At 58.5% G+C, this 15,121-nt stretch carries 12 protein-coding genes; 2 read left to right on the plus strand and 10 right to left on the minus strand.

Annotated features, from left to right (window positions below; translation table 11 throughout):
* Nucleotides 1–39: 39 nt before the first annotated feature.
* The 6 genes from ACZYUB_RS06655 to ACZYUB_RS06680 form a co-directional block, all read right to left on the minus strand.
* Entirely contained in the window at nt 40–1,263 is a 1,224-nt protein-coding gene (locus ACZYUB_RS06655) for a phosphopentomutase (RefSeq protein ID WP_463946567.1), read from the minus strand.
* 2 nt (nt 1,264–1,265) lie between these two features.
* Nucleotides 1,266–2,606, minus strand: coding sequence for a thymidine phosphorylase (gene deoA / locus ACZYUB_RS06660; protein WP_463946569.1), 1,341 nt, complete (start codon nt 2,604–2,606; stop codon nt 1,266–1,268).
* A gap of 281 nt (nt 2,607–2,887) precedes the next feature.
* Nucleotides 2,888–3,661, minus strand: coding sequence for a deoxyribose-phosphate aldolase (deoC, locus tag ACZYUB_RS06665; RefSeq protein ID WP_463946570.1), 774 nt, complete (start codon nt 3,659–3,661; stop codon nt 2,888–2,890).
* Nucleotides 3,662–3,903: 242 nt separating this feature from the next.
* Nucleotides 3,904–4,074: a XapX domain-containing protein gene (locus ACZYUB_RS06670; RefSeq protein WP_463946572.1), complete on the minus strand. Its 171-nt coding sequence runs from the start codon at nt 4,072–4,074 to the stop codon at nt 3,904–3,906.
* A gap of 237 nt (nt 4,075–4,311) precedes the next feature.
* Nucleotides 4,312–5,145, minus strand: a complete 834-nt coding sequence (locus ACZYUB_RS06675; protein WP_463946573.1) for a TatD family hydrolase — start codon at nt 5,143–5,145, stop codon at nt 4,312–4,314.
* Nucleotides 5,146–5,297: 152 nt separating this feature from the next.
* Nucleotides 5,298–6,503 carry a NupC/NupG family nucleoside CNT transporter gene (locus tag ACZYUB_RS06680; RefSeq protein WP_463946574.1) on the minus strand — a complete coding sequence of 402 codons (1,206 nt, stop codon included), beginning with the start codon at nt 6,501–6,503 and terminating at the stop codon, nt 5,298–5,300.
* A 92-nt stretch (nt 6,504–6,595) separates the two neighbouring features.
* Here ACZYUB_RS06680 and ACZYUB_RS06685 point away from each other — a divergent pair, with 92 nt between their 5' ends.
* On the plus strand, nt 6,596–6,910 hold the full coding sequence (locus ACZYUB_RS06685; protein WP_463946575.1) for a hypothetical protein: 315 nt from the start codon (nt 6,596–6,598) through the stop codon (nt 6,908–6,910).
* A 372-nt stretch (nt 6,911–7,282) separates the two neighbouring features.
* Here ACZYUB_RS06685 and prfC read toward each other — a convergent pair whose 3' ends face one another.
* Nucleotides 7,283–8,866: a peptide chain release factor 3 gene (gene prfC / locus ACZYUB_RS06690; RefSeq protein WP_463946576.1), complete on the minus strand. Its 1,584-nt coding sequence runs from the start codon at nt 8,864–8,866 to the stop codon at nt 7,283–7,285.
* A 164-nt stretch (nt 8,867–9,030) separates the two neighbouring features.
* Here prfC and ACZYUB_RS06695 point away from each other — a divergent pair, with 164 nt between their 5' ends.
* On the plus strand, nt 9,031–9,819 hold the full coding sequence (locus ACZYUB_RS06695; protein WP_463946577.1) for a substrate-binding periplasmic protein: 789 nt from the start codon (nt 9,031–9,033) through the stop codon (nt 9,817–9,819).
* Between the two features lie 90 nt (nt 9,820–9,909).
* Here ACZYUB_RS06695 and ACZYUB_RS06700 read toward each other — a convergent pair whose 3' ends face one another.
* The 3 genes from ACZYUB_RS06700 to parE form a co-directional block, all read right to left on the minus strand.
* A complete protein-coding gene (locus ACZYUB_RS06700; RefSeq protein WP_463946578.1) occupies nt 9,910–12,240 on the minus strand; it encodes a methyl-accepting chemotaxis protein in 2,331 nt (776 codons plus the stop codon).
* A gap of 150 nt (nt 12,241–12,390) precedes the next feature.
* The gene (locus tag ACZYUB_RS06705) at nt 12,391–12,993 is read right to left on the minus strand and encodes a YitT family protein (protein ID WP_463946579.1); all 603 of its coding nucleotides are present in this window, start codon (nt 12,991–12,993) and stop codon (nt 12,391–12,393) included.
* A 224-nt stretch (nt 12,994–13,217) separates the two neighbouring features.
* The gene (parE, locus tag ACZYUB_RS06710) at nt 13,218–15,110 is read right to left on the minus strand and encodes a DNA topoisomerase IV subunit B (protein WP_463946580.1); all 1,893 of its coding nucleotides are present in this window, start codon (nt 15,108–15,110) and stop codon (nt 13,218–13,220) included.
* Nucleotides 15,111–15,121 lie beyond the last annotated feature (11 nt).

Consider the following 15,121-nt stretch of genomic DNA (forward strand, 5'->3'; position numbering starts at 1 on the left):
CTTATTCAGGACCGCGGGCCGGGCTCGCGGTCCGGTTCATCATTCAATAAAGCTGGTCCCGTAATCGAGCGCTGGCAAGCCATGGTAGCGGGCAATGCTCTGGCCGATATCGGCAAAGGTCTCGCGGCGGCCCAGATCCTGCGCCGTTACCGCCGGGCCACAGAAGATCATCGGCACATATTCGCGGGTATGGTCGGTGCCGGTCCAGGTCGGGTCGCAGCCATGGTCGGCGGTCAGCACCACCAGATCACCCTCGCCCAGCTGTTCCATCAGCTCCGGCAAGCGGCGGTCAAAATACTCCAGCGCCCGGGCATAGCCCGCCACATCGCGACGGTGACCGTAGGAGGAGTCAAAATCGACGAAGTTGGTGAAGATGATGCTGTGATCCCCGGCCGTTTGCAGTTGCTGCAGCGTCACATCCCACAGCTCCTCAAGGCCGGTGGCCTTGAGCTTCTGGGTGACACCGCAACCGGCGTAGATATCGGAGATCTTGCCGATGGCAATCACCTCGCCACCCGAGGCCTTCATCTTGTCCAGCAGGGTCGGCATGGGCGGCTCGACCGCGTAATCATGACGATTGCCGGTGCGCTGGAATTCACCGGGTTTGTTCCCGGTAAAGGGCCGGGCAATGACCCGACCTATGTTATAGCCACCGCGCGTCAGCTCCTCGCGGGCCAGTTCACACAGGGCATAGAGAGCATCGAGACCATAGGTCTCTTCATGGCAGGCAATCTGGAACACCGAATCGGCCGAGGTGTAAAAAATCGGCTTGCCGGTACGCATATGCTCTTCGCCCAGCTCATCCAGGATCACGGTGCCGGAGGAGTGACAATTACCCAGATAGCCAGGTAATTTGCCCTGGATCACCAGCGTCTCCAGCAGGGCGGGCGGAAAGCTCTGCTCCTTGTCGCTAAAGTAGCCCCAGTCGAACAGCACCGGCGAACCCGCCATCTCCCAGTGACCAGAAGGCGTATCCTTGCCCGAGGAGATCTCTTGGGCATAGCCATAGGCCGCTTGGGGCACCACGCTCTGATCAAGCCCCGCCGGAAACTCGCCACTAGCCCCGGCACAGGCGTGAGCCAAACCCAGACGGGTTAAATTGGGGATCTGCAGCGGCCCCTGGCGGTCGATATCGGCCCGCCCGGCGGCACACTCGGCAGCAATATGCCCCAGAGTATTGGCCCCCTCGTCCTGAAAGCGCGCCGCATCGGCGGCAGCGCCAATGCCCAGTGAGTCCATCATCAGAATAAAGGTACGTTTCATGGCTATAGCTCCTTCACATCGCTGGCCGTGATGCGTTGATAAACCTCGGGTAACGCCTCGGGACAAGTATCCCCGATGACGATGGCCTGCCGCAGGGCCTGGGCCGCCTCCTGATAATCCGCTTCGCTACGGGCATGGATCAGCGCGAGCGGTTGCCCGGCTGTGATCGTCTGTCCCAGTTGGCAGAAGTCACTGAAGCCGACTCGGTAGTCGATGGTATCGCTGGCCCGACGGCGCCCCCCCCCCATGGCTACCACCGCCATACCGATGGCACGGGTGTCCATGCGCTGCACGAATCCGCCACGCTCGGCCAGCAATGGCCGGATCACCGGCGCACTGGGCAGGTACTCGTCGTAACGACTCATGAAATCAGCCGGACCGCCCAGAGCCGCCACCATGCGGCCGAAGCGCTCGGCCGCAGCGCCATTATCCAGCACAGTTTGCAACTTGGCATGGGCTTGGCGCTCATCGGTAGCCAATCCAGCGGCCACCAGCATATCGCTACACAGCGCCATGGTCACGGCATGCAGCCGTGGGTTACGGTACTCGCCGAGCAGATAACGCACCGCTTCGCGCACCTCCAGGGCATTGCCGGCACTGGAGGCCAGCAACTGGCTCATATCGGTGAGCAGCGCCGAGGTCTTGCAACCGGCACCGTTGGCCACCGCCACTATGCTGCGCGCCAACTCGGCCGATTTCTCGAAGCTGGGCATGAAGGCACCGGAGCCCACCTTCACATCCATCACCAGCGCCTGCAGACCCGCCGCCAGCTTCTTGGAGAGGATGGAGGCGGTGATGAGCGGAATGGCCTCCACCGTGGCCGTTACATCCCGTGTGGCATAGAAGCGCTTGTCGGCGGGCGCCAGATCACCGGTCTGACCGATGATCGCCACCCCGACCTCCTTCACCACGCGGCGCAGCAACTCGGTGCTGGGCGCCGTCTGGTAGCCGGGAATGGCATCGAGTTTATCCAGGGTACCGCCGGTATGGCCCAGGCCACGGCCGGAGATCATCGGCACGAAGCCGCCACAGGCGGCCACCATGGGCCCCAGCATCAGCGAGGTCACATCCCCCACCCCGCCGGTGGAATGCTTGTCGACAATCGGCCCACCCAGCTCCAGCGATGTCCAGTCGAGGACCGAGCCGGAATCGCGCATGGCACAGGTCAGCGCGATGCGCTCGTTCATGGTCATGTCATTGAAATAGATCGCCATCGCCAGAGCGGCAATCTGCCCCTCGCTGACGCTGTCGTTGGCGACCCCCTGAATAAAAAAGCGGATCTCGTCGGCGGAAAGCTCGCGGCCGTCGCGTTTGTTGCGAATGATCTCCTGGGGAAGAAACATTGCACACCTCTGAGGTTGATTCCGTAGTCTTGTTGGTGCAAACCGGGTGCGGGCCATGCCACGTCATCACCGGCTTGTCGTTATCTGTTGCTCGTATCACCCGACGACAGGATGCCGATGCCACACCGCGTTTAACCTCGGGGGCTTGCCTTACGCCAACTCGCCGTAAACCCATCCCTGGGGGCTCGACGGCGCCATCCATGGCGCCAACGGTTGGCGTTAAGACAATTCCCCCTAGGTTTCGAGAGACCAGCGATCGAATGCCGTCAGGAGAACCGCTATCAGTAGCCGTTATTGGCTGCCGGTGCCGGGCCATGCCCCAGAGTCGCCAGCAGACTGGCCAGCAGGCTCGAAGCCCCGAAGCGGAAGGTGCGCGGGCTGACCCAGTTCTCCCCGAGGATAGAAGCAGCCAGATCCAGATACTCCGCCGCCTTGGCGGCATCCTTGACGCCTCCGGCCGGCTTGAAGCCTACCGCCGGATTGCGCGCCAGGATCACTTCCATCATGATGCGGGCCGCCTCCAGAGTCGCGTTCACAGCCACCTTGCCGGTCGAAGTCTTGATAAAATCGGCACCGGCATCAATTGCCAGCTCCGAGGCGCGACGGATCAGGGCTTCGCTCTTGAGCTCACCGGTCTCAATAATTACCTTGAGCAGCACCTGGTCGCCACAGGCCGCCTTGCAGGCCTTGACCAGCTCGAAACCCACCTGCTCGTTACCGGCCATCAGCGCCCGGTAGGGAAACACCACATCCACCTCATCGGCGCCATAGGCTACGGCAGCACGGGTCTCGGCCACGGCGATGGCGATATCGTCATTGCCGTGGGGGAAGTTGGTCACGGTGGCAATCCGGACCGCGTCGGCACCGATCTCGCGCAGGGTCTTGCGGGCAATCGGGATGAAACGCGGGTAAATACAGACCGCGGCGGTCAATCCGGCCGGGCTCTTGGCCTGATGACACAGGGCAATCACCTTGGCATCGGTATCGTCATCATTCAGGGTGGTCAAATCCATCAGGTTCAGCGCGCGCTGGGCGGCTTGTTGCAAATCGCTCATCGAAAACTCCAATGCAAAATTAAAAGCTGCAGTGTTAAACCCAGGCCTCGCGAGGAGGCCAAACTCGTCAACTGTCATCTCCGGTACGAACACCGGCTCATAACAGGAGCGGACTTGGTTCCGTGAAGAGCGCACGCGACCCGATCCCGGGTGACGGCTTCAATTCCATTTGACCGCAGACCCACCCTCCGGCGGGTCATGTGTGTGGATGCGACTCCATGCCGCATTCCGTGGCGCATTTTTCAGGAAAAAAAGCGCGCCAACAACCAATAGTAGGCCTGAGCGCCAAGATAAACCCCGACAATGCCCATGACCCCTGATAACACCGGGGGTGCCGGGATCGGCAACTTCAAAAACGCAAACAGTAATCCGACCGCACCACCCGCCAACAAGGAGAGCACAACTTCGTTCATCTCATACCTCTATACCCAGCATATCAATCACCCGGACTCCGGATCTGGCGACGCAAACGCTTTTCAGGAGCCGAAAATGTCAACGCCACAGCATGGCTGTGGCGTGGTCCAGCCCGGTTTCCCGGGAAGTGGCTTCGTGGACAGGCTCATCCTATCCAAGCCGGAGTCAACAGACTGAGAGAGCAAACGCTTTTGCGCAAACAGCCCTGCTCGCCACCTCGTTCGGCGGTCGCATCATCATGCGATGCCGCCATTAAGCGCGCTCCGATCGGGGAAAAACAGCGCCTCCACATTGGCCTCCAACTGCGGCATCAGCACCTCGACCGGCTGCTGGCGCAATTGCGCCAGGATCGCCAGCACCTCGCTCACCCGCCAAGGCTCGTTACGCTCCCCCTGGGCACCCGCTAGCGGCATGCTCGGGCCGTCGGTCTCCAGCAGCAGCGCCTGCACCGGTAACTGGGCCACGGCACGCCGCGTCTTCTGGGCGCGCTCATAGCTGATGACGCCCCCGACCCCTAAGCGAAAGCCCAGGGCCCAGAGCTGCTCACCTTGCTGGCGCGAACCGGCAAAGCCGTGCAACACGCCACCTGCAGGCGGACGATAGCGGGCCAGCAGCGCCAGCACCTCGTTGTAGCAGCGGCGACAATGCACAATCAGCGGCAGCTTGAGCTCGCAGGCCAGTTGCAGATGCCGCTCGAACCAGGGCAACTGCTCGGCCAGCGGCAGGGCGATGGCGCCATCCAGTCCGCACTCGCCGATCGCCACCAATCCCTCGGGTCGCGCCGCCAACCGGCGGGCTAACGCCTCCAACGCCCGGGGCGACTCTTCGGCCAGAAACCAGGGGTGCAAGCCGAGGGCATAAAACACTCCCGGCTGCGCCGCGTGCAGTGCCGCCAGTCGATCCCAGTGACGGGAAGCAATCGCCGGCACTATCCAGCGCCCGACCCCGACCGCCCAGCTGCGGGCCAGCACGGCTGGCAAATCCCCGGCAAACTCATCCAGATCCAGGTGGACATGGCTATCAGTCAACGCCTGGCGGCTATCCGTCAACGCATGGCTATCGGTCGGCATGGGTCATGACTCGCAAGATAAAGAACGATCACCTTCAGGCTAATCACTCCACCGCCGCTTGTCAGCCTTAACCTCGTTCTCCCCGCGAAACATCGGGATTGCTAACGACAAAAGGGCCTCCGTCACCGGAGGCCCTTGTTCAAATCCATCACTCAGAGCATCACACCGGTGACGACGGCCGAGAGCAAGCTCACCAGGGTCGAGCCGTACACCAGCTTCAGACCAAAGCGCGACACCATGTTGCCCTTCTCTTCATTCAGCGCCTTCACCGCACCGGCGATGATGCCGATGGAGCTGAAGTTGGCAAACGAGACCAGGAATACCGACAACATGCCCAGGGTGCGCGGTGACAGACCAGCCGCCATCTTGCCCAGGTCCATCATGGCCACAAACTCGTTGGTCACCAGTTTGGTCGCCATGATGCTGCCCGCTTGCATGGCTTCACCACCGGGGATGCCCAGCACCCAGGCGATCGGGAAGAACAGATAACCCAGTACCTGTTGGAAATTCATGCCAAAGGCGGCATCAAACAGGTAGTTGATCATGGCGATCAGCGCGATGAAGCCGACCAGCATGGCCGCCACGATCACCGCCACCGTGAAGCCGGCCATGATGTATTCGGCCAGCATCTCGAAGAAGTTCTCGCGCTTGGGAGTATGGTGCTCATCCCCTTGCGCCAGTTTGGCCGCATCGGTGGCACTGTTGTCCGGCTCGTAGGGGTTGATGATCGACAGCACGATGAAGGTGCTGAACATATTGAGCACCAGAGCCGCGACCACATAACGGGGCTCAATCATCTGCATGTAGGCACCAACGATGGACATGGAAACCGTCGACATCGCCGTGGCCGCCAGGGTGTACATCTGCTTCTGGTTGATATGGGGCAGTATGTTCTTGATAGCGATGAAGTTCTCGGATTGGCCGACAATCATCGAACTGATGGCGTTGAAGGACTCCAGCTTGCCCATGCCGTTGATCTTGGCCAGCACAGTGCCGATCCCCCGGATGATCAGCGGCAGCAGACGGATGTACTGCAGGATACCGATCAGCACCGAGATAAAGACGATGGGCATCAGCACCTTGAGGAAGAAGGTAAAGGCCCCTTCATTCATCAGGCCACCGAAGACGAAGTTGGTGCCTTCGGCGGCAAAATCCATCAGTTTATTGAACGCGGCAGCAAAAGCACCGATCACCGCCAGACCAACCTGGGAGTTGAGCATGAACCAGGCCAGAGCCAGTTCGACCACCAGCAGTTGCACCACGAAGCGCAACTTGATCTTGCGCCACTCTTTGGGGTTGGCCGCCAGGGCTAACCCCAGAACCATGATGAGCCCGAGAACAAAATGTAAATATGCCATTTCCGTAGACCTGTTTTAATAAGTGGGGAGGACGGGGCTCATAGTAATTAACAGCCGAATTAAAAATTGACCAGCCATCACATTGTTTAATCATGAATAAATTATTCAGACCAGAAAAACGTTTTATTTCCAACTCTATTTTTTTTCACGAAGAAAATAAGGATTCATTCGCTAGCTGGATGAGGAAATCCTGGCAACGGCGTGATACACCAATGGCAAGTGATTGTAATTTATGTAAAACGTTTTTATTTGGCGCTGGTTTCGAGAATGAATTATATCAAAGAGGCGAGAAAAACGATTGTATCGAAGTGTGTCGGAATTATATCCATAACAAGCAAACGTTTTTATTTGCGGTCTATATTCAAGAATGGGACGTCACATGGGAAATAATGAATCCGTATTTATAAAAAATAATCATCTTCTTATTGTTCGCCAATAGAACTCGATTCATGGATACCAAAAGGTCATGCCCCAATCACCTGTTAGCCATCAAGAGGGCTGGAGTCTAATGCCAGTTGCGTTAGCGAAGGAGAGATAGCCTGTTGAGCCAACCGTTGGCGGCAGGGATGCCGCCATCGAGCCCCCAGGGAAGGGTTTACGGCGAGTTGGCGAGAGAGGGGGTCTCTCCCGAACTTTTTAACTGGCAAGCATTCGGGCTGGAGTCTGCCTTTCGTGCGGACTCCTACCTCAAGCCTGTACAGGAGCTATCAAGCCATGACTAGGGCAGAGCCATACAAAAAGGGCCGCCCGATGGCAGCCCTTGCAAGCACAGGAAGCGCTTAGTGTTCCCGGGTCTTGTGGAATACCACATCCGGATAGCGCTCCATGGTCAGATTCAGATTGACCATGGTCGGCGCTATGTAGGCCAGGTTATCGCCGCCATCCAGCGCCAGGTTGATGGCACACTTGCGCTCGAACTCATCAAGCTTCTTGCCATCCTTGCATTCCACCCAACGGGCGGTGCTGACGTTGATCGCCTCATACAGCGCCTCGACGCCATATTCACTCTTCAACCGCGACACCACCACGTCAAACTGCAGCACACCGACGGCACCGACGATGAGATCGTTGTTCTCGATGGGACGGAACACCTGCACCGCGCCCTCTTCGGAGAGCTGCACCAGCCCCTTGAGCAGTTGCTTCTGCTTGAGCGGATCCCGCAGCCGGATACGACGGAACAGTTCCGGCGCAAAGTTCGGGATCCCGGTAAAGCGAATATCTTCACCCTGAGTGAAGGTATCACCGATCTGGATGGTGCCGTGGTTGTGCAGACCGATAATGTCCCCAGGATACGCCTCTTCGGCCTGCTCCCGATCCCCGGCCATGAAGGTCACGGCGTCGGAGATATTCACATCCTTGCCCAGACGCACATGACGCATCTTCATGCCCTTCTCGTACTTGCCCGAGACCACGCGCATAAAGGCGATACGGTCGCGGTGCTTGGGATCCATGTTCGCCTGGATCTTGAACACGAAACCGGAGAATTTCTCCTCGCTGGCCTCGACGGTCCGCTTGTCGGTTTCCCGCGGCATGGGCGCCGGCGCCCATTCGGTCAGGCCATCGAGCATATGATCCACACCGAAGTTACCCAGCGCGGTACCGAAGAACACCGGCGTCATCTCGCCCTTGCGGAAGGCCTCCAGATCGAACTGGTGGGAGGCTCCCTGCACCAGCTCCAGCTCCTCACGCAGCTGATCGATCAGATCCTCACCCACCGCCTGATCCAGCGCCGGGTTATCCAGCCCCTTGATGATGCGCTTCTCCTGGATGGTGTGCCCCTGACCGGATTGGTACAGATAGACTTCGTCCTTATAGAGGTGATACACCCCCTTGAACTGCTTGCCACAACCGATGGGCCAGGTGATGGGGGCGCACAGGATATTCAGCTCGTTCTCGACTTCATCCAGTACTTCCATCGGGTCGCGGACTTCACGGTCCAGCTTGTTCATGAAAGTAAGGATCGGCGTGTCGCGCAAGCGGGTGACTTCCATCAGCTTGCGGGTACGGTCTTCAACCCCCTTGGCGGCGTCGATGACCATCAGGCAGCAATCCACCGCCGTCAGGGTGCGGTAGGTATCTTCCGAGAAGTCTTCGTGACCCGGCGTATCCAGCAGATTGACCAGACAGTCGTTGTAGGGGAACTGCATCACCGAGGTGGTGACCGAGATGCCCCGCTCCTTCTCCATCTCCATCCAGTCGGATTTGGCATGCTGACCCGAGCCGCGGCCCTTGACGGTACCGGCGCGCTGGATCGCGTTTCCGAACAGCAGCACCTTCTCGGTGATGGTGGTCTTACCCGCATCGGGGTGGGAAATGATGGCGAAGGTGCGGCGTTTGCCCACCTCGTTCAGGAACTCAGACATGAACACGTCCCGTAAGCTGGCTATGACGAATTTGGCCGCGGATTATAAACCCAAGGGCAGTTTTTGCCCAAACAATTGCGCATAGCCATGGCAGACAAGCGGTGGCTCGAACGATACACTTCTTTCATGAGCCATGGGTTTGCTGCCCTTTTTTCGGAGTCGCCATGCTATCTCGTGCCTGCCTGTGCATCCTGGGCCTCGTCGTCACCCTGACGAACGGACTGGCCATGGCTGCCAGCGCCGGTCATTTGCACATCGGCGTCAGCTTTTCCATCCCGCCTTATGTGATTCAGGAGGAGGATCGCGGCATCGAAATCGATCTGCTCCGTGCCACCCTGCAAGCGCCTGAATATGACCTGCACATTCACTACCTGCCGCTGGCGCGCAGCTTCCAGATGCTGGAAAGCGGCGAGCTCGATGGCATCATCAACGTGCGCCCGGGTATGCTCGATGCCAGCCGGATCCAGAAGGTCTATTACAGCCAGCCGGTGATCACCTTCCACAACCAGCTCATCACGCTCAGCAGTCGCTGGCCTGCGGGCAAATTGACCCAAATGGCACAACTCTCCACACTCAAGCTGTTGGCCTTTCAGCGGGCGACCCAGATTCTGGGCCAAGAATTTGCGGCTGCGGTGGCGAATTCGCCCTATTACGTCGAGACCGCCAAACAGCCCCTGCAGGTGCGCCAACTACTACGCGGTCGTATCGATGGCGCCATCATGGAGACACGGGTCTTCAACTACTATCTGCGTCAAGCCCAGAACAGCGGGCAATTTCTGGATCATGAACTGGCCCAGCCGGTGGCCCGCCACGCACTTTTCCCGCCAACCATCTATCACTTCGCCTTTCGCGATGCCATGGTCCGCGACCACTTCAACCAGCGTCTCGACGAATTACAGCGCGATGGCGGCTATCAGAAGATCTTGGCGCGCTATGGCGCCAACGACAAATAACCGCCGTCGCCCAAAGCGCTGACGAAATCCTATACAAGCGCTCATGACCACCAAAGCAGAGCCAGCAGCGCCCATGAGGCTGATTGAATATCAGGTGTTGAAGCGCCCCACCAGCTCACTCAGCCGGGACGAGAGCGCCTGCAAGCGTTCTGCTTCGCTCGATGCCTGGGAGGTATGCTGTTCGCCGGTCTGCGACAAGGCGTGAATTTCGATCACATTGGCCTCGATCTCTTTGACCGTGCTCTGCTGCTGACTCAAGGCGCTGGTGATCTGGGCATGCATGGTCTGGACGTCACTGACCAATTGGTGAATTTGCTCGATTTCGGCTGCAGTCTGATGCACCAGACCAATGCTGCTGTCGGCGTTGACATGCGCCGCGGTGACATGGGCCACCGATTGCTCGGCCGCGGTGCGCAACAGCTCCATTTTCTTCTGGATATCCACCGTCGAACTCTGTGTCCGGGAAGAGAGTGAACGAACCTCATCGGCCACCACCGCAAATCCGCGTCCCATCTCCCCGGCCCGGGCCGCCTCAATAGCCGCATTCAACGCCAGCAAGCTGGTCTGCGAGGCGATGCCATTGATCACCTCCAGCACGGTACTGATGTCCTGAATTTGCTGGCTGAGATGGGACATGGACTCCGCAGAGTGCTTGGTGCCCTGGGCCAACTTGTCGATCTCGCTGGCAGAGCGCTGCGCATTGTCAGTGCCGGAGACCGTCACCTGATCCGCTAGCATCATGGCGTTGGAGGTATCGTGACTGTTGCGCGCCACCTCATCGATCGAGGCGGCAAACTCGGTCATGGCACTGGCAATGGTCTGGGATTTGGCACGCTGCTCCGACATACCGTGCAGGGTCTGGCTCATCTGATGGCGCAGGGTGAGCGCCAGCTGACTCAACTCGCTGGCCGAGGCGGAAACCTCCATCACGATCTCGCGAATGTTGCGGATAAAAGCATTGAAGGCGACGGACAGTTCGCCAATTTCATCATCCCGCTGGGCACTCGCCAACTGCACCTGCAGATTCCCTTGCCCTTGCGCCAACTCCTGGAAGGATTGCACCAGCTCGCGCAGCGGGTTGATCAGCTTCTGGGCCATGGTCAGGCCGAACGCGGCGGCAATCAGGGTGACGACCAGCAGAATGATCAGGGTATTCTGGGTGATGGACGCCATAATGGCCGAGACTGCGGCAAAGGCTTCCCCCTGATCCATCTGTGAAAAGATTACCCACTTCTGCCCCAGGATATTCACAGGCGCGTAGGCAATGATGGCATCACGTCCCAGATAATCATTCTCCTGCACCAGCCCGGATTTACCTTGCAAGGCTTGCTGCAACGCGCTCGACTGGATCTTCAAATAGCCGCTAGAGGCTTGTCGCGCCTTGATGGCGGCCAGAGTCTTGTCCGGCTGCAGCCCGGTTTCCGCTACTTGTTGTAAAAATGTTTGCGGGGAATCCAGCAACAGGCGGCTTTCCGAGCGCGTCAGACCGTCGGCCCCCACCAGCAATGACTCACCGGTGTCACCGAGCCCGATATTGGTCCACTGCTGATTGCTGGTCATCAACTTATTCAGCTGCTCCTGGGAAACCTGCACCACCAGAGTTCCGATGCGCTCCTCTCCGTCAAACACCGGCGCCGACATAAACGCGGCGGGAGCCCCATACGAGGGTTTGTAGGCCGAGAAGTCCGTCAGAGCAACCTGCCCCTTCGCGGCCCGGGTTGCCGCCTGCCACGCCTTTGCCAGACCCGAGTCGGCCAACCCTCCGCTCGCCAGGGATGCCGCATAATCGGTTTCCTTGAACACCGTGTAGACGACTCGGCCGTCGTTGTTGATGAGGAACAGATCATAAAAGCCAAATTCGGCCTGCTCTTTACGGAAAACAGGATGGTAAGTAGCATGGTATCTGTCATAACGGGAGGCAAATTTACCCTTGCTGGCGGCCTGATCCAGCAACTGCTTGGAGCCCACCGGATTCGGATTCTTCGAGATATAGCGCGCCTGGTAAAACAGTGTGGCTGGATCAGATTTCTCAACCAGGGAGATGATGTCGCTGTCGCGGATATTGAGATCCAGCTTCTTGTATTGGGTCAGAAAATCCTGCCGGTAATAGTCCTGGATTGACTGCAAGTCGGCCGTATCCGGCTCAGACGACACATCAAAGCCATTGGCAAAATCCCGGGCAGCAGCGGCGGTATTGGCACTATTGGCCATGCTGGCGACGATCGTCTTCAACTGGGTGAAGTAATCGTGGATTTGTTCGCGCCGCATTTCACGTACTGCGGTCAATTTTTCCGAGGCCTGTTTGTACAGGGCCTGGTTGACTTGATCCGTAATGGAGTAACCGATGACGCCGGTTGCACAAATAAGGGGCAAAATGCCAATCCCCAAGATCGCCAACAGCAACTTGTTCTTTATTTTCATCGTCATTCCCATCCAGAACTTGCTGACATCGCGAGCTGATCGACAGCCTATAAGACCTGGTTCTAGCAAGAACCAGGCCAGCACCATGGCTGGACAATTGAGTCCACACCATTAAGTTGTAGTCGACTAGGAGGAAAAGGATGGATTGATTTAAGAGGCAACCGGGCTGTAACGGCCCGGTTTATGATTCAGGGTTAAAACCAGATTGATGATGACGGAAGCGACCACCGAGACCAGCAGTGTCAGACCATCCGCCGCTATCGACGAGCCCAGAACAACGCAGCAATCCAGCACCATCTGGGTTTTGCCAACCGGATAGCGGTAACGCTCCTGCAACCACAGACACAGAATATTGAAACCGCCCATACTCGCTTTGTGGCGGAACAGGATCATCAGCCCGATCCCGATGAGCAAGCCGCCCACCACAGCCGCATACATAGGCTGCAGCGTCGAGATCGCCAGCAGGCGGTCCATATGGTCGCCGCAGACGGCGACACTACCGACCACCAGCATGGTCTTCAGCACGAAACTTTTGCTCATATTGCGCAGCGCCATGGCATAGAAAGGGATATTCACCACGAAGAACCAGGTGCCAAACGACCAGGCGCTCACTTTTTGCAGCAGCAGCGCCAAGCCTACGGTGCCGCCGACAACGATGCCCGCCTGCTTGAAGAGGACTATCCCCAGCGAAATCAGCGCCACCGAGGTGATCAGCGCAAACAGGTCTTCAAACCAGCCATGGCTCGGTTGCATCGCACACTCCTTGATCTTCAGAAACCGATGTTCAACGGCCCGGATCCTATCAATCCGGATCCGACATCTGAATTCTACGGGAGGCATCCCGGGGGGCTTCGGGTGTAAAGAAAAGCTGACGCCGATGTCAAGGAATGGGCATTTCGTGTAGATAACAAACGGCCCGAGCCATAAGCTCGGGCCGCAGCACGCTCACAAGGGTCCTCAAGCACCCAGATTAGGGATCAAATCACCTCGGCCAGATTGCCCTTCTCTTCCAGCCACTCCCGGCGATCCCCTGCACGCTTCTTGGCCAGCAACATATCCATCAGCTGCAGGGTGTCATCGCCTTCTTCCAGCGTCAGTTGCACCAGACGGCGGGTGTTGGGATCCATGGTGGTTTCCCGCAGCTGTTTCGGGTTCATCTCACCCAGACCTTTGAAGCGGGTAACCTGGATGGTGCCGCGCTTCTTCTCGGCCCGCAACCGCTCCAGAACCCCTTCTTTTTCACTCTCGTCCAGGGCGTAATAGACCTCTTTGCCCAAGTCAATCCGGTACAAAGGCGGCATGGCCACATAGACATGGCCACGCAGCACCAGGGTCCGGAAGTGCTTTACAAACAATGCACACAACAGGGTGGCGATGTGCAGACCATCCGAATCCGCATCGGCGAGGATGCACACCTTGCCGTAACGCAGTTCGGAGAGATCGTCAGAGTCTGGATCCAGACCGATGGCGATGGAGATGTTGTGCACTTCATCGGAGGCGAGCACTTCGGAGGCGTCCACTTCCCAAGTATTCAGGATCTTGCCACGTAGCGGCATGATGGCCTGGAACTCCCGATCCCGCGCCTGCTTGGCGCTACCGCCTGCCGAGTCCCCTTCCACCAGAAACAGCTCGCCCTGCATCGGATCGGAACAGGCGCAATCGGTCAGCTTGCCCGGCAAGGCCGGTCCCTGGGTGACTTTCTTGCGCACCACGGTTTTGGCGGCCCGCAGACGTTTCTGGGCACTGCTGATACACATCTCGGCCAACTGGCTGCCGAGCTCGATATTGACGTTGAGCCACAGGCTGAAGGCATCCTTCACCACGCCGGAGACAAACGCCACGCACTGGCGGGAGGAGAGCCGCTCCTTGGTCTGCCCGGCAAATTGCGGATCCTGGATCTTCACCGACAGGATATAGGCGCAGCGATCCCAGATATCTTCCGGCGTCAGCTTGATGCCTCGCGGCAGCAGGTTGCGCAGCTCGCAAAATTCACGCATCGCATCCAGCAACCCCTGACGCAGGCCGTTGACGTGGGTGCCGCCCTGAACAGTCGGGATCAGGTTGACGTAGGACTCGGCCAGAGTGTCGCCACCTTCCGGCAACCAGCACAGCGCCCAGTCGATTGCCGACTGATCCGTACTCAGCGAGCCAGTGAAGGGTTGCTCCGGCAAACAGACCGACTCCTTGACGGTGTCGATCAGATAATCGCGCAAACCATCCTGATAGCACCACTCCTGGTGTTCACCACTCTGTTTATCATCGAAAGAGATAGTGAGGCCAGGACAGAGCACGGCCTTGGCCTTGAGCAGATGGACCAGTCGGGAAACGGAGAACTTCGGCGAATCGAAATAACTGGCATCGGGCCAGAAACGCACCCGGGTGCCGCTGACGCGACGCCCACAGGTGCCGGTAATCGCCAGCTCGACGGCCTTGTCACCATTGGCAAACGCCATTTCGTAGACCTGACCATCCCGCTTGACGGTGACTTCGACCCGGGTTGACAGGGCATTCACCACCGAGATACCGACCCCGTGCAGACCACCGGAGAACTGATAGTTCTTGCCGGAAAATTTCCCGCCTGCGTGCAGCTTGCAAAAGATAAGCTCGATGGCCGGGACGCCCTCTTCGGGGTGGATATCCACTGGCATCCCCCGACCATCATCGATCACTTCCAGCGACTGATCCTCATGCAGGATCACCTGAATCGAGCGGGCATGACCGGCCAGCGCCTCATCCACACTGTTATCGATAACTTCCTGGCCGAGATGGTTTGGCCGGGAGGTATCGGTATACATGCCGGGGCGACGACGAACGGGTTCGAGGCCCTTCAGGACCTCAATGGCATCTGCCTGATAATTGCTGCTGCTCATGTAGGGGCTTC

It is taken from the genome of Pseudaeromonas sp. HNCC25DJ182, from assembly GCF_055413365.1.